The sequence below is a fragment of the Lampropedia puyangensis genome, assembly GCF_004833285.1.
In the GTDB taxonomy this organism is placed as follows: domain Bacteria; phylum Pseudomonadota; class Gammaproteobacteria; order Burkholderiales; family Burkholderiaceae_C; genus Lampropedia; species Lampropedia puyangensis.
In genome coordinates this window covers 1-19,325 of the sequence record NZ_STFG01000020.1, presented here as the reverse complement: position 1 = coordinate 19,325, position 19,325 = coordinate 1, and the positions used below count along the sequence as shown (strand labels likewise).

The following is a 19,325-nucleotide window of genomic DNA, read 5'->3' as shown; positions in this document are numbered from 1 at the left end:
ACGTTCTAAAGTTGGGCATTGCCTATCATGATTTGGACATCCCGTGGCCAGGCGAAGGTGGTGTCTTGTTCTGCAAAAGAGCGGGTTTGCCCGCTTTGCAATAGCCAGACACGAATGCGGTTGCTGGCTTCATCCAAGGCAATGGCAACTGCCTCCACACCCCCTTGGTGGGCACGATTGCCTGTAATGAAAAATACGCTGCCTTCAACAGACAATGGGCCGCTGACTTGAAGATTCTGCATTGCAGCGGCATAACCGTCTTTGCCCAGCAAACTGGTCAAGCGCGCAGTAATGGCTGATTGCTCCAGAAAAGGCGCTTGGTGAGGGTATTGGCCCAGCGCCTCATTCAGCGCAAGCCAATCAATGGCGAGCGGATCATGATGGGGCGCTGGCGCTACCGGTTGACTGCCTTCCTCCGCCGTTTCGGGCTGTGACTGGCAGGCGCTGAGTAGCCATGGCGCTGCAACCAAGGCCCCCAGTGTCTGCAAGGCATGGCGGCGCGGAACTTTGGAATGGGGCGGTTGGGAAGGATGCAGGTGCATGAGGCGCCTTTGATTAAACGTTTTGCTCACCACGCGTGTTGTCACGCAATCGGTCAAACTCTTTGTGTTCGTAGGCGATGTAAGCCTCCATCATGCTGCGGTAGATGGCTTCGATCACATCGGGCTGACCGCCTTCTTGGGCTGCACGTTCGCGTACACGCGCTACGATAAATTCAATCCTGTCTTCATCGCGTACTTGCGCTTGGGTTGCTTTGATGCGTGCCGCTTGGGTCATGTAGCCGCCGCGCTCTACCAGCAAGGGCACCAAAATATCATCTAGTGCGTCAACGTGCTGGCGTACCTCTGTCATGTCTTTGCAATGCACGGTTTTGCCAATGGCTTGTTCGCATGCTTGTATGGGGGCAGTGGGGGCGTTCGTGCTCATGAGTCAAATCCTTCTTCAACCAATTCGGCTGCGCGCAGCAGTGCACGCGCCTTGTGTTCTGTTTCGCGCCACTCCATTTCTGGGATGGAGTCGGCAACCACACCTGCTGCGGCCTGTACATACAACGTCTGGTTCTTGATCACCCCAGTGCGGATGGCAATGGCGACATCCATATCTCCTGCGTAGCTAAGGTAGCCACAGGCGCCACCATACAGGCCGCGTTTGACAGGTTCAAGCTCGTCAATCAATTCCATGGCATGGACCTTGGGTGCACCAGAGAGCGTGCCGGCTGGGAAACTGGCTTTGAGTACGTCCATCGCGCCTAGGCCGGGCTGCAAAATGCCTTCCACGTTGCTGACAATGTGCATGACATGGCTGTAACGCTCGACGGCAAAAGCTTCAGTGACTTTGACACTGCCAATTTCTGCAATGCGACCAATGTCGTTGCGGGCCAGGTCAATCAACATGACATGTTCTGCGCGTTCTTTCGGGTCAGCAACCAGTTCCTGCTCTGTGGCCTTGTCCAGTTCCTGCGTAGCGCCGCGTGGACGTGTACCGGCCAAAGGGCGGATGGTGATTTTTTGCCCTTCATCGGTGCGCTCCTGACGCGCCAGAATCTCAGGGCTTGCGCCCACAACAAACAAGTCGCTCCCAGCTTGACCAGGCTGTGCATCGGCACCGGTGAAGTTGTAGTAGTACATGTAGGGGCTGGGGTTGAGCGAGCGCAGCGCGCGATACAGTGAGAGCGGGCTTTGTGTGTAAGTGCGCTCAATGCGCTGGCCTACTTGCACTTGCATGAATTCACCGGCCGCAATCATGTCTTTTGCGCGTTCAACGGCTTGCAGGTAATCGGCCTTGGCGAAGTGGCGCACGGGCTGGTGGCTTTCGCTGGCGTTGATGGCGGGAGCCACCACGCTGGTATTGAGGCGTTCGCGCAATTCACGCAGGCGGCGCTTGGCGCGACTGTAGGCTTCTGGCTGGCTGGGATCAGCGTACACCAGCAGGTACAGGCGGCCCGACAGGTTATCGATGACGGCCACTTCTTCAGTTTGCAGCAACAAAATATCTGGTAAACCTAGATCGTCAGGCGGGCAGCTGTTATCGAGTTTGCGCTCAATGTAGCGCACGGTGTCATAACCGAAGTAGCCAGCCAGGCCGCCAGCAAAGCGTGGCATGCCAGGCCGCAAGGCAACTTTGAAGCGCTGTTGGTACTGCGCAATGAAGTCCAGCGGATTGTCGTGGGAGGTCTCAACAACTTGGCCATCGGTGAGCACTTCGGTTTTGGCATGAACGCCAAAGCCACTGCTGCGTAGCAACGTACGTGCTGGTAGACCAATGAAGCTGTAGCGCCCAAAACGTTCACCACCAACGACAGATTCCAGCAAGAAGCTGTTTTTGCCGCCGTCTTGTGTATGGGCTAACTTCAGGTAGAGGGACAGTGGCGTTTCGAGGTCGGCAAAGGCCTCAGCCATCAAAGGAATGCGGTTGTAGCCTTCGCGGGCAAGGCTTTGAAATTCCAGTTCGCTGATCACGGTCGTTACTCTGTATGGTTGTCGCCAAATACGAAGGGTGTTGTGTTTGACGAATGGGTCTTGAGTGGCCTAGGTTACCCCAACGTATCAAGATGGGGCTTTAGGCCATGAGAGGTCGTTTTGCCGAAGGCACAGTCAGCGCAGATCGTACCTGGCACGCACGCCCAAAAGCGCGGGAGGAGTGATTCAATAGACTGGCTTACGCCAGGGCCAAGCTCCTTGGCGATGGCGGCCTGCGCGCGGGGCGCATGAGTGACTCAAGAACAACATAGCGTTAGTGTAGCAAATTGCATGTTGTGCGGAGACTGTGCTGTGCCGATCTTTGCAGCGTTGTTTGGCTTAGTTCGCCATCGGTGTTGACGGCAAGGATTCGGGCACTTCTTGCTGCAGGGCTTTCTGCGGAATAGGCACGGTATCGGTTAGGTCTGGTGCGCCGGGGTTGAGTGAATCTTCGGTTGCCAGGGTGGGGACTGCAGGTGCCGGCGCAGAGGCGGTGGTGGGGGCTTCAGGCAAGATGGCTGGAGTTGCTTGACTGCTGACCACACTGGCTGTGGCTTCTTCTGGCATGCTGCTCATGGCAACCAGATGGTTTTCCACTAAGTCAAAAAAACGCTTGTACAGATCGGGTTTGGTAAGTGTGACGCTGCCGATTTTGATCAACGATTCATCTTCAGACATCACAGGGACAGAGAATGAGCCTAGGATGCCTACGCCAACGGAGGCTGAAGAATTGGTTTTGCGCAGCCCGTACAGCTGCTGAACCGCACTGACGAAAATCGTGCTGGATTGGCCAGGGTTGGCCACACAGGTGATGTGAAACTCCACCTCGTAATGCTGGTCGCGGTTTTGCTGGAAATTTTTGCGCGCTGAAAGGCGTGTTGGGGCGACCTCGGTCATCAGATAGGCCTGGCTCAGCAATGCACGCCGGGCTGCCTCGCAACTGCGCTCAGGGCTACTGCCATAGGTTCGCGAGAACGTGTCCGACTCGCTGAAAGCGGCCTCTGCAACGCTGCTTGGCAGTGAAGGGGATGTTTTGCTGGTCAACGCACAGCCAGCCAGCCCTAAAGTCAGGGCAGCAATGGCTAGAAAACGGAACGAATGCATGGGTAGCAGCATGGCAATGGTGGCTCAAATGAACTGCGCAACGCAGAGGCAAAACCAGAAAAAGCAGGCCGATTCGAGGCCTGCGCTCTAAGTGCTTATCCTATCCGATCGCGGCTCAGGCTAGCGTTTGCTGGCTTGAACGACGCAGTATGGGGGACTTGGAATGGCTGTCTGGGGCAATGGTTCCTCTTTGGATGGCACATTTGTGAGGAGTTGCGACAGAAGGTACTTGGGATGTAGAGGCGTTTTGCGCCTTGAGAGGTATGGGCTGACGTGCATGTCTGCCTTGGCACTGGCGCGTTGTATGTCAGGTCAAAGCTGCTTTGACAGATTTGGCGGCAATAGTGCCGGAGCCTTGCCAGTATCATTGGGCGCAACACATGGGGGTGTTCGTTGCCTGTTTGGCACGTGTGCTTTGTGTACGCTTTTTCTCGCGCATGTTTTGCGTGAGCAGATTTTCTCCTATTCATTGAAACAGGAATTTGTTGCCATGAAAACCAAATCTTTCTTAGAAGCCGCTGATGTGGACCGCATGCTGGATGCGGCTGTTGCCGAGGCTACAACCAATAATTGGGCCGTGACGATTGCGATTGTGGACGAGGGTGGCCATCTGCTGGCTTTGCGCCGCTTGGATGGTTGTGCCCCGATTGGTGCGCACATCTGTGTTGAAAAAGCGCGCTCTTCTGCATTGGGTCGCCGCGAAACCAAAGGCTATGAAGAGATGATTAACAACGGCCGTACCGCTTTTTTGAGTGCGCCTGCACAAGGTTTCTTGGAAGGTGGCGTGCCTGTGGTGGTGGATGGTCATGTGGTGGGCGCTGTTGGCGTTTCCGGCGTCAAGTCCGATCAGGACGCCCAAGTGGCCAAGGCAGGGATTGCCGCGCTGTAATGGTTTTCCATTAGCACGGACAAGGCAGCACGGATGTGCTGCCTTTCTTTTTGCTATGGCAGTGCCAATACATCACTTATTTGCATTAAATTAAATTAAAAAAAATCGCTTTTTGAAATGCATTGCAGGGATGAAGATGCAGACGTAGTTCCCCTTTACCACTTCAATCGAGGACCGCGATATGAATCTCTCCAAGCCCCTTTCTCTCGGACTAGGACTGGCAATGGCTGCGCTTTGCTGTACGGTGTCGGCACAAGACAGTGGAACCTTGCAAAAAATCAAAGACAACGGCTTTATCCAGATTGGTGCGCGTGATAGCCAAATCCCGTTTTCGTACAAAATTGATGCCAGTGGCGATCCGATTGGATTTACCAACGATATCTGTTTGCAAATTGTTGAAGCGGTGAAGACCAAGCTGGGGTTACCCAAACTTGAAGTGCGTTACACCATGTTGAATTCCACCAATCGAATCCCATTGCTGCAAAACGGCACGGTCGATCTCGATTGCGCAACCACTACCAACAGCACCCAACGCCAGCAGCAAGTGGACTTCGCGCCAAGCCACTTTGCGACCAGCATCACCGCGGCTGTCAAAAAGAGCTCGGGGATCACATCGCTTGCCGACCTCAATGGGAAAACGGTAGCTACCGTTTCGGGTAGCACCTCGATTCAGTTGTTGCGCGCTGCACGCAAGAACAGCGATTTCGATGTCAAAGAATTGGCTGTCAAAGACACTTCAGATGGCTTTATTCTTCTGTCCACAGGTCGCGCAGACGCATATGTATTGGACGATGTGCAATTGGCGGGCATGATCGCCACTGCGCCAAACCCAGCCGAATACACCATCTTGACGCATGAATCGTTGCGCCAGGAGCCCTACGGAATCATGTTGCGCAAGAACGATCCAGAGTTCAAAGCGTTGGTTGACGAAACTGTCTCTGGTCTTATGAAGTCCGGTGCTATCGAGCAGATTTATTCCAAATGGTTCGAGTCACCTATTCCTCCCAGAAACGCCAATTTGCACTTTCCTATGACGGACGCGGTCCGCGCCCTCTACAACAATCCGAATAACAAAGGTATTTAAACCATGTCTTCGCCATACCCAAACGGGTTGCCTTTTTCTGATGCATTGATGCGTGAAGTGCGCGCGCGGTTTTTGGGGATCGAACACGATCACCAAGGACGCGAGCGTCTTTACTTTGACAATGCAGGAGGCTCCTTGCGTCTCAAAGCTGCGATTGAACGCTTTGCACAGGTCGATGCCATACCGGACAACGCAGAGCGTAGCCATGCTGCTGCCGTTGACTTGCAAACGATCCAAACCAAAGGCAGTGCAGACCTGCGCACGGTACTCAATGCCCGTGGCGGTAGTGTGTATGCATCGCTGACGGCTTCCGGCGCTATGTTTGATATGGTGCGTGCCATTGCAGACCACGTGCCTGGAACCAACATGGTGACCACTGTGCTGGAGCATCCATCTGCCTTTGATGCGATGGCGCTGTATGCCCAGCGTTTGGGCAGGGGGCTTCGTGTGGCTCCAAGCAATAGGGTTACAGGCGGCATTGATGTCGATGCTATCGTTTCGCTGATTGACCAAGAAACCAGCGTGCTCAGTGTGATTTATGCCTCGAACATATCGGGGGCCAAAGTCGACATGGAGGCCGTGGTCAAGCGTGCGCGCGAGATTAAGCCTGACTTGTATATTGTTGTAGATGCTGTGCAGCATGCGCCCCATGGTCTGATCGACTTAGAGAAAACGCCTGTGGATGGCATCAACCTCGCGCCCTACAAGTTCTTTGGCTGCCGTGGTTCGGGTTTCTCTTGGCTCTCCGAACGTGCTGCTGCATTACCGCACCACAAGCTGGCAGGCAAGCCCGAAACGTATTGGGACTTGGGCAGCAGCGCACCATGGCAGTTCGCGGTGTTGAGCGAGATCGTGGATTATGTGTGCTGGGTTGGCAGCCATTTCAACGATAGCACCGATCGTCGCACGCAGTTTGTTGCAGGGATTACGCACATTGAACTGCAGGAAAGGGCGTTACTGGCCACCTTGCTCAACGGTACTGAAAGCGTAGAGGGGCTGCGCAATATGCCGGGAGTGCATGTGTTTTTAGACTCCCCTGATCTCAGCAAGCGCGACCTGATTTTGGCGATGGGCTTTGAGCATTTGGATTGTGCACAAGCGGTCATTGAATATGGCAAACGCGGCGTTACGGTGTACGAGCGAGTAGCCAGCAGCATTTATTCCAAGCGCATGCTGGAATCGTTTGGGCTTGAAGGGGCGGTGCGGGTCTCGCCTTTGCATTGCCATACGCAAGCTGAGATGGAAAAGTTCTTGCTGGTGACGCAACAGATTGCGAAGGCCTTTGCACCTGCTTAAGGTCGCGACTGCCACCCTAAGCACGTTCTTACACTATTGCGAAATCGTGCCACATTCACCTTGCTGCTTGATGTGAGCGAGCACTGAGAACAGGCGACTTCCCATACGTATGGAGTGTCGCCTGTTCACTAAGGGTTGTGTGTGTTTGTGGATGCTGACGCGGCCCACTGCGCGCCACGTACTTCGATGTGCACTTGGTCGAAGACCGTGCGACCATCTGCGCTGCGCAATTCAAATGTGTAGCTGCCTGGCTGGGGCGGCCAGTACCAGAAGCGGGTATTGCGTAAGCCTGTGACACGGGTGTTGTTGACCCACCAGTGGCTAGTCTCAGCGGTGGCTGTCGATGCAATGCGCAGCATTTGGTTTGCGGGTGGAATATCAGGGTCCAGAGCCAAAATGGTTCCATCCAACGGTTGACTGATGCGAGGCGTTGCGCTGCCGCTGGCAGTCGCAGGGGGCGTTGTCAGTTCGGCGGGGTCTGATGGCCCCAGAACGAAGACGCTTTGCTCGGTGCCAGGGATAAACCATTCATCACGGCCAGACTCGACCAAACGCGGCTGTGCGGAAGTGGCCGTTGTCGCCACGGTTGAAGACGCGTGCTCTCGTTCGGAGTCACTTTGGACATACTGCACGGCAAGTCGCACCAGACCATGAGGGGGGCGCGGCGTTGGGGCTGGATCGATTTGATGCATCAAAGCAGCAATGCTAGCCCAGACTGGGGCTGCGCCTGAAATGCCACTGACATCCTGCATGGGCGAGCCATCGGCATTGCCCACCCATACGCCAATGGTGAAGTTGGGCGTGTAACCGATGGCCCAGTTGTCACGCATGTCCTTGCTGGTGCCTGTTTTTACCGCACTCCAGAAACGCGTAGCCAGTTGGCTGTCTGTACCAAATGTGAGCATGCGAGCATGCCGATCAGAGAGCATGTCACCCACAAGGAAAGCGACGTTTTCTGGCCAAACGCGTTCTGCTGGTGCGTTTGGTGTTTCTTGGGCGGAAGGGGTGTTTGGCGAAGCTTCGGTTGTGTGTGTGTACGTCGCTTCGCAAGCCGCCATTGGCAAAACTGCGGTAGGCGTTTGTCAGTTGCAATAAAGAAACGTCTACGCCCCCCAAGGCCAAACTGTAGCCATAGTATCCCGAAGGTTCTGGCAGCGAGAAGCCTAGCAAGCGCAACTGGGCGGAGAAGGCTTCGGGGGAGACCATCAGCAAGGTGCGAACGGCAGGAATGTTGAGCGAGCTGCCCAGCGCTTGCCGCACAGAAACCCAGCCTTTGTAGCCTTGGTCGTAATTCTCTGGTGCGTAAATGCCGTATTGCGTGGGGATTTTTGCAGGTGAATCGTTCAGTAAAGATGCCGCTGTCAAGCGGTGCTCTGCCAGCGCTTGTGCATACAGAAATGGCTTTAGCGTAGAGCCAGGCTGGCGCATTGCCAGCACGGAGTCCACTTGGTCTGCTTGGCTTAAAGCCTGACCAGAAGAGCCTACCCATGCCAAAACGTTGCCGGTGGCGTTGTCGAGGACTATGGCAGCCCCATCTTGCACATTACGCCCTTGCAGGGCATTCAGGTGCAGCTGCAAGCTGTGCAATGCATGGGTCTGAATGCGTGCATCCAAGGTGCTGGGCAATTGTTCGGGGAGCTGCGTGTTGGGGTGTGCCGCACTCCATTGGCGCATGGCATAGCGGGCAAAGTGTGGTGCGATGCCGCTTTCGGCATCGTAATGGCGGTTGCGCAACGCCGCTTCCGTGAAGAGGGCTACGGCTTTACAGTCGTTGCCCCATGGCGATTGGGCTTGTTGTAGCACCTGGCAGGCCCTTTCACTGAGGCGCGCAACCGATGCGTTGGGCGCACGCAGCAAGGCTGCGGCAATGGCCGCTTCGCGCATGTCCAGACCGTGCGCGGCTTTGTTGAAGAGACTGCGCGAGAGCGCATCAATGCCGATGATCTCGCCGCGAAACGGCACCAGATTCAAGTAGGCTTCCAGAATTTGGGCTTTGCTCCATGTATCTTCCAGTTCTCGGGAGAGCCAGAGCTGGCGCCATTTTTGTCCCCAGCTTCGACCACCTGCGCGTGCGCGAAGGTTTTCATGGAGCAGACCTGCCAATTGCATGGTAATGGTGGATGCCCCACGCGTGCGTTCGTTCCATAAGTTGCCCCAAGCTGCTGCGCCCACGGCACCCCAATCGACACCGCTGTGCTCGTAAAAGTGCTTGTCCTCGGTCAGTAAAACGGCATGCAGCAGGGCGGGCGAAACATCGGCCAAGGCGACCCAATCTCCACGGCGGGCGTTGAAGTCAGTGCGAATACGCTGGATGCGTGTGCCGGTGCGGTCCAGCAACCAGCGTGCACTGCTTTGCCATGTTTGCTGAACCTGGACAAAGCTGGGCAGCTCTGCGTTTCCATCGGTCTGTATATTCAGGATGTCGGCTTCCTGGCCCGCAGCAGTGGCCACCTGCTGTGCTGTTGGTATCTGCACTTGAGCTTGCGCCGTGCCTAGGCACGCCAGCAGTAGGTACGCGGCCAGCGTGGTTGGTGACCAAGATGGCCAGGCCGCATGCTTTCGCCTTTTGGGCGAAACAGGCGTCAGACCTTCAGGCTTCACTAAAATTGCCGAAAACACTGTCAACGCGCCATGTCTCCAATGGTGATGGTGGTGTTCGGTGTCTCGCCAAACACTTGGGGCATATACAGTGCTTCAGCCCGGGTTGGGGGCAGGTAGAACGTGCCGGGTTGGTTCATGCGTACGGTGTATTGGTAGCGGGTGGCGCCTTTGGGCAGCCCATAGAAATACACACGCATTGCGTCCATCTTGCGCTCTTCCCACGCCACGCTCCAGTTGGATGACGTGCTGCTATCGCTTTGACTGTCTGCTGCAATACGCGCATCGCGGCCCAGACCAGTGCCCAAGATGGTGCTGCCTGTGGGTATGGGGTCAGTCAGTGCGGTCATGCCAACTTGGGCGTTGCTATGCACAGTCAGTGTCACACGGTAAATGTCCCCTTGCTGCCACTGGCCCGCTTGCGCTTGCTGCACTGGGGTGATGGTTTTCTCTACGCGCAGACCAGAAGACACCGGTGCTTGAATAGGCACAGCGGCAAGGGCACTGATCGTTACCCAAGGTTTACCGCTGCCTTGCTGTTCAATGTGCAGACGCGATGCGCTGTCCGCGTCGCCCAAGCGAGCAATGGCGTCAGGCCAAGCAAAGTCCATGCGCAGTTTGTCGGTGCTGGTGTTCACGGGCTGGCTGGCGGAGCTTCCTGTCGCGGCAGGCTGGTCTGGCCACTGGGCTTGCTGTTGCTGGCCTGCCAATTGCGCATTCAGGCTGCCGGCTACTACTTCAGATTCGTGCAGGCGCGCAAAATTGCGCAAGGCCAACTGGCCCCATGTGTTGGCCGTGGTGGTGCCCCATGCGCCGTTTTTCTGGCGTGCCAGCAACCCGCTTGCTAAGCCGCCCATGTCGTCTTTCCAGCTTGGCAGGTCGGCGGTTAACAGGAGCAGGCGTGCGGCATTGCTGTCGCCGTTTTGCATCATCCACCACCAGTCGTCACTGCGCTCGGTGGTAAAGAGCACTGCGCCCCCAGTTTGGATGATACGGCTGCGCAGCTCTTGTTCTACCTCTTGCATGCGCGCGTCGTGCTGGGCGATGTTTGGTAAGGTTTTGAGAACTTGCAACCAATCGAGCAGGGCATGTGTGGGCAAGCGCTGCGGGGCAATTTGCATGGTTTCAAGCATGCTGGTATTGGCCACTCCATGGGCGCTGAGTGCAGAAACCACAAACAGGCGGTCAACGGTGCGGTCTTTGCGGACGATTTCGTTTTTGCGTTCGAGTCGACCTTCCACCACATTGGTGAGGGCATCCAGCATGGTTTTGCGTGAATCCTCGTCAAGGCGCATGGCGCTTTCGCCCAGTGTTTGCATTGCCGCATCGACGGCGAGCAAGTGTGCTGTCAGGTAAATGCTGCCAGAGTCCGGGTAGCGAGGCGGGAAGAAGGATGCCAGACCATCTTGATCCAAGTAGCTGGATACATCGTCATGCACGGCTTGAAACAAGTCCTTGTCCATCAGGCCAATGGCTTTGCCATACCGTTGTTCGAGGCACCCGTAGGGGTACCACTGCCACCAGCGTTTCAGGCCCGGTAGCAGGTCGCCGCCGAGAGAGGCTTGTGCATCAATTTGCAAATGGCCACGACCCTCAATCGCATCTTGAGGCATGCCAATTTGCAGATCTACGGGTTCAGTGATTTGGCGCAGGCTGGCTTGACGCACTGTGACTGGAACAGCGGGCAACAGCGTTTGAGTGAGGCTGAGGCTATCGCTCAGCGCATTGTTGCTGGCGCTCGCTTGCAGCGTCCATTGCATTGTCTCTTGCGGATCCTGGCTTTGCAGCAGGGGGGCAGTGACGCGCCATTGCACGGTTTGTGCGCTACCCGCAGGGATGTCCACGGTGGTGGGGTTGAGTGTGTTGTTGCCATAGTGCCCGGTCACTTGCACTTGCATGGTTTGTGGGGTGCTGTTGCGTACAGTAAAGCGTGCGTCGTATTGGTCGCCCTCACGCACTACTGGGGGAAGCCCACTGATGAGTTGCAGGTCTTGTGCGACCACCAGCTCGTTGCTACCTGTGCCAAAGTATTGCAAACCAGCGTCAACGACTGCCGCTGCATGAAACGTCGTGAAGCTGTCGTTGAGCGGTACTTTCACTTGGGCTTTGCCATTGGCATCGAGTTGTATACGCGGCTGCCAACTCACCAAAGTATCAAACAGTTCGCGCGTGGCCCCATCGGCCCCACTGCCGCCGCCGCCACCAGCAGGGGCGGATTTACGGCCATAGTGGCGGCGACCCAGGACTTCCATTTGGGCTGTGGAGGTTTGCACGGCCCAGCTGCGGGTCTGCATCATGGCGGCCAACAAGTCCCAGGTGGTATTTGGGGATAGTTCCAGCAAGGCTTTGTCGACAACCGCCAAAGCAACTTCAGCATGGGCTGCGGGCTTGCCGTTGGGCAAGGTGGCTTCAATCGAGAGCGTGGCTTGCTCGCGCGTGGCGTAGCGGGGCTTGTCAGCACTGAGTTTGACTTGGATGCGGTGGCCTTCGTGGCCGACCTTGATGGCAGCGACGCCCAGTCGGTGGCTCGGTTTGCTCAAGTCCACCATGGCTGTTGGGGCTACGGCTTCGCCCGTGTCGTTACGCCATGCATTCCACCACACGACTGGGGAGCGAAAGCCCCAGGTGAAGAAGCTGTACCACGGTACTTCGCGCAAACGTCCGCGTACGGCCAAAACGCTGACGTACATGTTCGGTGCCCATGCGTCGCCGACTTTAAGGGTGAAGCTAGGGTCTTGACCGCTGAGCTCGACCAGGTGCGTTTCCAGAATGCCCTCCCGTTCGACGGCAATCAATGCCTGGGCTTTGCGGTAGGGCATGCGCACTTGAAAGCGGGCGGTCTCGCCAGGTTCATAGCTAGGTTTTTCTGGCAGCACATCCATGCGGTCAGAGGCTTCGCCGTCGAACCACATTTCACCCTCACGCGTGACCCACACTTGCGTGGCTGTCGAAAATGCACGGCCTGCGCTGTCTTGAATTTGGGCGACCAACTCAATTTGGCCAGGCTCTTGCAGATTGGCTGTGCAGTCAAAGCGGCCACTGCTATCGCTTTGGCCTGTACATACAGTGCCCAGATCTTTGGTTTCGTAGTGGTGCTCGTATTTGTAGAAGCCGCCAACCATGCGTTTGCGGGTGGTCAACGTTGTGTGTGCCAGGGCCTTGACCTGCACTTGGGTGTTGGCCTGTGGCTTGCCATCGGGGTTGAGTGTGATGGTACGCACAGGCAGTGGTTTTTTGACGGAGATCCAACTGTCGGTGGCAATGCCTACAACCGCATCGCTAGGCCACCAAGGCCGCACACTGGTGATGGTCTGCATCTCCCCGTTAGGGTCTTCAAATGTGGCCTCAACCCGCAAATCGGCAAGCCCGTTGCCTTGGTCGTTGACGGCAGAGGCCAAACCAGCAACAGTAACGGTGGCATTGCCTTGCTGGTTCAGTTGCAACGCTTTTTTGTCCAGCAACAGGCGTTTGCGTTGCGTGTCCAGCGTCGCAGCGGCATCACTGCCTTCGCTGTCGGCGGAGTCACTTTGTGCGTTGTGTTGTGGCGCATCAAAACTGTAGTTGGGGTAATGTTCAAAGCGTAGGCTACGGGGCTCCAGCATGGCTGAGACTTGGACGGGCCAGTTGGCTGCAGCACCGCCACTGACATAGCCCAGTTGCACATTCATGTCGACGCTGTCGGTTGCGATCAAATGCGGACTGCCTACTGGCACGATACTGCCTTCGAATACTGGAAGGCGGAACTCTTCGACCCGGAAGTTGGTGGTGCTGTAGCTGTTGTCGTAGCGATCCCCTTGTAGGGTAATGCTGTATTGCCCTAGTGCGGCGGCCTTGGGGAGCTTGAGTTCGGAGGTGGCGCTGGCAGCGCCTTCTGCAGAGGTGCTCCATTGCAGTGCCTGCTCGTATTTTTTCCCGCTGCCAATATGCTGCACCACGAGGGTATGGGGCAAATCAGCCTGTGTGGGGGAGCCAAAACCTTGGAGTGTCTCAGTGCGCAGAAAGTGCTTCATGGAGACGGTTTCTCCAGCGCGCAGCAAGGTTCTATCCAATACGGTGTGCGCTACGGATTCCTGGCTGCTGTTGTAGAACGAGGCAGTGGGCACGTTGAAACGCCATGGTTCAATGCCACGGCTCCAGTCGCTCCAGACCAAGCCTAGATCTTTGCCATCGGCAGATCGCGCGGAGACCATGTAGGCACGGGCATTCCAATAAAAGCCTTCGCGGCGGCACTCGCTAGGTTGGCCCGCTACATCGTCAAAGCGCGCAATGCCTTCTGAGTCTGTGGTGGCATTGGCAACGACATCGCCATTGCAGCGGCTGATCTGGACTTTGGCGTTGGCTACGGGCTGGCCGCTGTCCAGCGAGGTAACCCATGCCAAGGCATTTTCTGCGCCCAGTTTGAAGTGCACTGCCAGGTTGGTCACGAGCACGCTGGTGCGTGCGTACAGCACGCGTTTGCTGGCGTATTCTGGATTGAGCAGCGATTCTCCCAAGGCAGGGGAGGCCACCTCTACCACTTGGAAACCCGATTGTAGAGGAATGCCGACCACTTCGGTGGATGCCCGGTTTTGATTGTCTGTGCTAGCGGGAATGGTTTGGGTTTGAGTGCCCTGCACATGGGCCAGCAATGAAATGGCGCGGGTCTCGACATACGAAGGTTCACGCTCGTCTGGATCGTTGCTGTTGATAGTTGGCAAGTTGTTAATGCCCAGACTTTGAGCCTGAGCGCGGTCAACATAACCGCCAGGGCTCAAGCGTTCTGTACGGAACATCCATTCAATGATGTCGGCATCAGACTGCACCGGCAAAATGGTAATGGGCAGTGGCGCTTCTACCTTGCGCAAAGTGATGGGTAAGAGGGCATCTTCATGGTAGCCTTCCGCGAAGCGTTCAATCACTGCAAAATCGCCGGAAGGGAACTTCGCCAGCGCAGGTGCTGGCGCCATTGAAATTTCTAATGGATAGGCCGCTGCGTTGTCTAGGGGGCGTCCTGCATCGTCTTTGAGCTCTTTGGGAACTGTGAGGGTGAGCTTGGCTTGCTCGGGGAACGGGCCATCAAAGCGCAGCCAGTTGAAGGAGCGGCCTTCGTATGCGGCGGGATTGTTTTTCCATTGCGCAACCGTGGTGTCATCACCCTCGCCGTAGCCCCACTCATCGCGGGACTGCACGACGGGTTGCCATTGTTGATCTGCGCTGCGCAGGGTGAATTGTTCAATCCAGCGCATGTCAACGTCAGCACTCAATCGTACCGTGACGGGAAGGACTGGAATACAGGGCTTGCTGGCTTGCTCACGTTCGCATGAGAACGTGGCCTGAAAGGGGCTGCGTACCTCAAACTCAAAAGTGTCCTGCTCTTCGGTCTTTAAGCCATTGGGAGCAGCAATTCCCTTGCCCCACACGAGCGAGAGTTCGCTGCCTGCGGTCAAACGGCGCTGGCACGTGAGCGCGATAGAGGGCGTATTGCTATCTTCCTCATAGCTGGATTGATAGCCTGATGCCAGGTTGTCCAGCAGCGATTGGTGTTCTTTCTCATCGAGGATGCGCACGGGGATCCGCTCGCCCACGTCTTTGCTTTGGCACCAAGCGCGCGATGCAATTGTGGCGGTGTCAACAGGGCTATTGAGAAACAGTAGAAAGTGTTGCTGTTCGTCAATTTTGCCGTCCCACGTATAGGGGAGAATGCGTTCAACACTGGGGCCACCCGTGTTGAAGGTTTGGCTTTTCGCGGGGGAGATGCTGGTGCCATCCAGATCTTTGAAGGAAGCACTGGACTGCACTTCACAGCGCTGTCCACCGGCGATCGCGTGGTTGAAATCAAAGACCCAGCGGCGCTCATCCAGCCAGCGCCCTTGGCCCGCCGCTTCGTTGCCATTGCAACGAACTACGACTGGTGCCGTTGCTGTGGGTTGACCTACCGGTACGGCCGCTTGTTGCATGGTGACAACCACCTGCACGGCATCAGAAACCCGGCCTGATGGGGTGATGGATTGAATCGTCGCAGCATGCGCAAAGCTCAACGATGCTGCTGACAGACCCAGCGCCAGACAGCGCAAATGGTGTGCGAGTGGTAAAGCCATGGTCTCCCTTTGAATGAATTTATTTGGCCAATGCGCGCAAGGCTTGCTTAATGCCATCGCTTACGCCAACATCAGCGGCCAGCCCTTTGAGGGCTTGTTGGGCTTCTTTGTCTGAGTAACCTAATGCCAGCAACGCTTGCAAAATATCGCCATGCTGGCTTGGCCCAGCGGTTAATGCGCTGGCACTGGAGAGTTCGCCAATTTTCCCTTTGAGCTCAAGCAATAGTCTTTCTGCGGTTTTTTTGCCAATCCCGGGAATGCGGGTGAGCAGTCCAAGTTCTTGCTGTGCAATGGCGTTGGCTAAATCGGCCACGGTCATGCCCGAGAGGATGCTCAGCGCCGTTTTGGGGCCGAGGCCAGAGACTTTAATGAGTTCGCGAAAGCAACTGCGCTCTTCTGCTGTGCCAAACCCGTAGAGCAGATGGGCATCTTCACGCACGATCAGATGGGTGAGCACGCTGCAGGATTCTCCCAGTGCGGGCAGGTTGTAGAACGTGTTCATGGACACCAATACTTCGTAGCCGACGCCGTGGCAGTCAATGAGGACCAGAGGCGGGGCCTTCTCTACCAGTTTGCCGCTGAGTTTTCCTATCATGGAGATTCCAAGAGTTGCGATAATGTGCTTATGCATTGAGCGCAGCTGAGAGACTTTCTCTGCTGTACTAACCGTTATGCCGTTTGGGCCAGCGAATTATTGCGCCAGAGTCGCCCTTTGGCATTATTTTTGCGCCGCTATTGCCTATTGTTACGAGATAAGTTGGGCAAGTTTGTGCAGCGCTTTCTAGATTCTCTCGATTGGATTTTTGATTTGTCAGTGATTTTGCGCCATTCTTTTATTCCCGTGAGCAATTCACGCTTGGCCAATTTAGTCGGCCCCATGGAGATGCATATCCGCACCATTGAGGCCGCGACGCAAACCAGCATCTCTCGACGCGAGGAGTCGTTCAAAATTGAGGGCGCCAAACGCCCTGCTGAACGCGCCTTGGAGGTGCTGCAGGCACTGTATGAGATGGCGCACAAAACCATTTCGGCTGACCATGTGCAGTTGATGCTGGCAGGCGATGGCCCTGTGGATGAGTCTGCCGATGGATCTGCGCGGTTATCCACACGTCGCAGTGATCTGCGCGCTCGCACACCCAACCAGACGGTGTACTTGAACCACATTGCCAGCCATGACATCACTTTTGGTATTGGCCCTGCGGGAACCGGCAAGACCTACCTGGCCGTGGCGTGTGCGGTGGATGCCTTGGAGCGCAATCAGGTTCAGCGTATCGTGCTGACGCGCCCTGCTGTCGAGGCTGGTGAGCGGCTTGGATTTTTGCCGGGCGATCTGACGCAGAAGGTTGACCCATACCTGCGGCCGTTGTATGACGCGCTTTACGAGCTGATGGGCTTTGATCGTGTGCAGAAGGCATTTGAACGCAATGCCCTAGAGATCGCTCCGTTGGCATTCATGCGTGGGCGCACGCTCAACAATGCATTTGTTATTTTGGATGAGGCGCAAAATACAACGCCAGAGCAAATGAAAATGTTCCTCACCCGCATTGGGTTTGGTGCCAAAGCTGTCGTCACGGGAGATGTCAGTCAGATTGACTTGCCTAAAGGAGCCGCGAGCGGACTTTTAGATGCACGGCACATTCTCAAGCGTGTCAAAGGCATCGCATTCACTGAGTTTGATAGCGGAGATGTTGTGCGCCATCCGTTGGTAGCAAGGATTGTGGATGCCTACGATGCGGTGACTCCCGCCACACGCTCGTCTCGGCCAGTTGGCGCTGCAACGCGTAAAAAGCATCCAGATGGCGAGACTCCCAATGTGTGAGCGGCGTCAACCTGTTCGAGCGGGACTTGCTACGCTGTGTGTTGCAGTAGCCATAGTTTCATTGGGGTGCTCCGGAATGGCGTCTGAGAAACCAACGCTGGCACTGCAGCCTGATGTTGTTCATTCGCAAGGAGCGAAGGTGCGGCAGGCGCCAACTCCCGGTATTGGTTCGGTGTCAAGCACCGTTGCCCATTACCAGTGCCAAGCATCAGCGGGAGCGCAAATGGTGTTGGCCCGCTATCAAGAGGCCTCTGCAGGGCGCGCCTCCAGTCTCAGACTTCAGTGGGATGGTCAATCGCTCGAATTTGAGCGAAGCCTTCAGGCGGCGAGCGTTCTGTATGTATCCAGCGGAGCACAAGAGAATTACCGCTGGATAGTCGATGCAAGTGGGGCTGCGGCGTTGCGTGTGCGGGCGGCGCACCGCAATGCCATTGAACAAGAGGTGCTCACCCAATGTCGCCCTATGGCACAACAACAAGGATAAACACAAATGACATTGCCTACGTTGACCCTTTCTTTGCAGTATGGCCGATTTCCTGACGCGGCCAAGCACCGTTTGGTTCTCAAACGCCATAAAGTTGAGCGTTGGATTCGCCATGCGTTGGCAGCCGATGGGGAGGTCACGGTTCGCATCGTTGATGCGCAGGAAGGGCAAACGCTCAATCGGGAGTATCGCCATAAAGACTATGCAACCAATGTGTTGACATTTGACTATGCAGTTGAGCCTATCGTGATGGCTGATTTGGTGCTTTGCGCTCCAGTGGTAGAGCGTGAGGCGATCGAGCAAGGCAAAACGCTGGAGGAGCACTACGCCCACTTATTAGTGCACGGTACTTTGCATGCACAAGGGTGGGATCATGAAACCAGTGAAGCAGATGCGCAAGAAATGGAAGCGGAAGAAACTCTGATCATGCAAGGCTTGGGTTTTGCCAATCCTTATCAAGCCTAGGGTGGCATTGAATAGGTACGCACAACCTTGAACATTGAGGCAGCCGATGATTAGGGAAGACAACGCTGTTGATGCACTCAACGCAGATTTGCACTGCCACTCTACTGCTTCTGACGGAGTGCTGACACCTGCTGAATTGGCCGTGAGAGCTAAAACCAATGGTGTGCAGTTGTGGTCGTTGACGGACCATGACACCCTGGCTGGCCAAGCGCAGGCCGCTGAAGTGGCTGCAGATTTGCGATTGCCCTATGTGCATGGAGTTGAACTCTCTGTTTTATTTGCTGGACGCACGCTACATGTTGTTGCATTGCGGTTTGATCCCAGCAATACCGCTTTTCAATCACTGGTAGATGCCAACCGCGCGTTGCGCGATGATCGGGCGCAGCAAATGGCGTATCGACTGGAGCAGGCAGGCTTTCAAAACGCGTTTGAAGGCGCATTGCAAATGGCTGGCTCAAGAGCGAATTTAACGCGCCCACATTTCGCACGCTATTTGGTTGAGAGCGGACAGGCTCAATCGGTGCAAGACGTGTTTGAGCATTATCTGGGAGATGGAAAACGTTGCTATGTGCCTACTGAATGGGTTGCCATGAGCATGGCAATTTCTGCTGTGCGTGAGGCAGGCGGCGTGGCGGTGTTAGCGCATCCTTTGGCATACCATCTGCGTGATTGGGAGTTGGACATACTTGCGCTTCACTTCAAACAGTTAGGAGGCGAAGCTATTGAGGTGGTTTCTGGCGCACGTCTATCAGAGGCAGAAATGCAGAGACTGGCTGCTTTAGCGTCTTCCTTGCAACTAATGGGCTCCCGAGGGAGCGATTTCCATCTTCCGATTGAGGGTTCAGGGGATTTGGGCCATCTGCCACCACTACCAAAACAGGCGCTTCCGGTATGGAATGCATGGAAAGAATAAGAAACTCGAAAATTTTCCCATCGATTTGATTTTTGTTGATTGGAATGGCGGTATAGTTGCGCCCTTCGCGAGTTCGGTGCTTTGTTCTTTATGGGATGGGGAGCTGGACGGTGATAGCAAGTTGGAAGATGATTTTG

15 protein-coding genes are annotated in these 19,325 nt (G+C 55.8%); 7 read left to right on the top strand and 8 right to left on the bottom strand.

Features of this window, described 5'->3' with window-relative positions:
- Window positions 1-5: 5 nt before the first annotated feature.
- From E9531_RS14180 to E9531_RS14165, 4 genes are all read right to left on the bottom strand, one after another.
- Window positions 6-542 carry a hypothetical protein gene (locus E9531_RS14180; RefSeq protein WP_136574428.1) on the bottom strand — a complete coding sequence of 179 codons (537 nt, stop codon included), beginning with the start codon at window positions 540-542 and terminating at the stop codon, window positions 6-8.
- Between the two features lie 13 nt (window positions 543-555).
- Complete coding sequence (locus E9531_RS14175) at window positions 556-927, bottom strand: chorismate mutase (protein ID WP_136574427.1); 372 nt, start codon at window positions 925-927, stop codon at window positions 556-558.
- Window positions 924-2,459, bottom strand: coding sequence for an anthranilate synthase component I family protein (locus E9531_RS14170; protein ID WP_136574426.1), 1,536 nt, complete (start codon window positions 2,457-2,459; stop codon window positions 924-926). Before E9531_RS14170 ends, E9531_RS14175 begins: the two co-directional genes overlap by 4 nt.
- A gap of 339 nt (window positions 2,460-2,798) precedes the next feature.
- Window positions 2,799-3,575, bottom strand: a complete 777-nt coding sequence (locus E9531_RS14165) for a DUF2242 domain-containing protein (RefSeq protein WP_136574425.1) — start codon at window positions 3,573-3,575, stop codon at window positions 2,799-2,801.
- Between the two features lie 478 nt (window positions 3,576-4,053).
- Here E9531_RS14165 and E9531_RS14160 point away from each other — a divergent pair, with 478 nt between their 5' ends.
- From E9531_RS14160 to E9531_RS14150, 3 genes are all read left to right on the top strand, one after another.
- Complete coding sequence (locus E9531_RS14160; RefSeq protein ID WP_136574424.1) at window positions 4,054-4,452, top strand: heme-binding protein; 399 nt, start codon at window positions 4,054-4,056, stop codon at window positions 4,450-4,452.
- 181 nt (window positions 4,453-4,633) lie between these two features.
- Window positions 4,634-5,536 (top strand): transporter substrate-binding domain-containing protein, encoded by a 903-nt coding sequence (locus tag E9531_RS14155; RefSeq protein ID WP_136574423.1) that lies wholly within the window; start codon window positions 4,634-4,636, stop codon window positions 5,534-5,536.
- A gap of 3 nt (window positions 5,537-5,539) precedes the next feature.
- Window positions 5,540-6,832: an aminotransferase class V-fold PLP-dependent enzyme gene (locus E9531_RS14150; protein WP_136574422.1), complete on the top strand. Its 1,293-nt coding sequence runs from the start codon at window positions 5,540-5,542 to the stop codon at window positions 6,830-6,832.
- A 128-nt stretch (window positions 6,833-6,960) separates the two neighbouring features.
- Here E9531_RS14150 and E9531_RS17835 read toward each other — a convergent pair whose 3' ends face one another.
- Genes E9531_RS17835 through ruvA form a run of 4 tightly spaced genes read right to left on the bottom strand, consistent with a single transcriptional unit; the run spans window position 6,961 to window position 16,102 of the window.
- Window positions 6,961-7,737 (bottom strand): penicillin-binding protein 1C, encoded by a 777-nt coding sequence (locus E9531_RS17835; protein WP_244610127.1) that lies wholly within the window; start codon window positions 7,735-7,737, stop codon window positions 6,961-6,963.
- A 25-nt stretch (window positions 7,738-7,762) separates the two neighbouring features.
- Complete coding sequence (locus E9531_RS17830; RefSeq protein WP_244610126.1) at window positions 7,763-9,451, bottom strand: transglycosylase domain-containing protein; 1,689 nt, start codon at window positions 9,449-9,451, stop codon at window positions 7,763-7,765.
- Between the two features lie 2 nt (window positions 9,452-9,453).
- The gene (locus E9531_RS14140; protein WP_158291800.1) at window positions 9,454-15,507 is read right to left on the bottom strand and encodes an alpha-2-macroglobulin family protein; all 6,054 of its coding nucleotides are present in this window, start codon (window positions 15,505-15,507) and stop codon (window positions 9,454-9,456) included.
- A gap of 19 nt (window positions 15,508-15,526) precedes the next feature.
- A complete protein-coding gene (gene ruvA / locus E9531_RS14135; RefSeq protein WP_136574420.1) occupies window positions 15,527-16,102 on the bottom strand; it encodes a Holliday junction branch migration protein RuvA in 576 nt (191 codons plus the stop codon).
- Between the two features lie 219 nt (window positions 16,103-16,321).
- Between ruvA and E9531_RS14130 the strand changes: the two genes are divergently transcribed.
- The 4 genes from E9531_RS14130 (at window position 16,322) to E9531_RS14115 (ending at window position 19,188) form a co-directional block, all read left to right on the top strand.
- Window positions 16,322-17,326 (top strand): PhoH family protein, encoded by a 1,005-nt coding sequence (locus tag E9531_RS14130; RefSeq protein ID WP_136574461.1) that lies wholly within the window; start codon window positions 16,322-16,324, stop codon window positions 17,324-17,326.
- Window positions 17,327-17,402: 76 nt separating this feature from the next.
- On the top strand, window positions 17,403-17,810 hold the full coding sequence (locus E9531_RS14125) for a hypothetical protein (protein ID WP_136574419.1): 408 nt from the start codon (window positions 17,403-17,405) through the stop codon (window positions 17,808-17,810).
- Between the two features lie 6 nt (window positions 17,811-17,816).
- Window positions 17,817-18,275, top strand: coding sequence for an rRNA maturation RNase YbeY (gene ybeY, locus E9531_RS14120; protein ID WP_136574418.1), 459 nt, complete (start codon window positions 17,817-17,819; stop codon window positions 18,273-18,275).
- Window positions 18,276-18,321: 46 nt separating this feature from the next.
- Complete coding sequence (locus E9531_RS14115) at window positions 18,322-19,188, top strand: PHP domain-containing protein (RefSeq protein ID WP_136574417.1); 867 nt, start codon at window positions 18,322-18,324, stop codon at window positions 19,186-19,188.
- The last annotated feature ends 137 nt before the right edge of the window (window positions 19,189-19,325 follow it).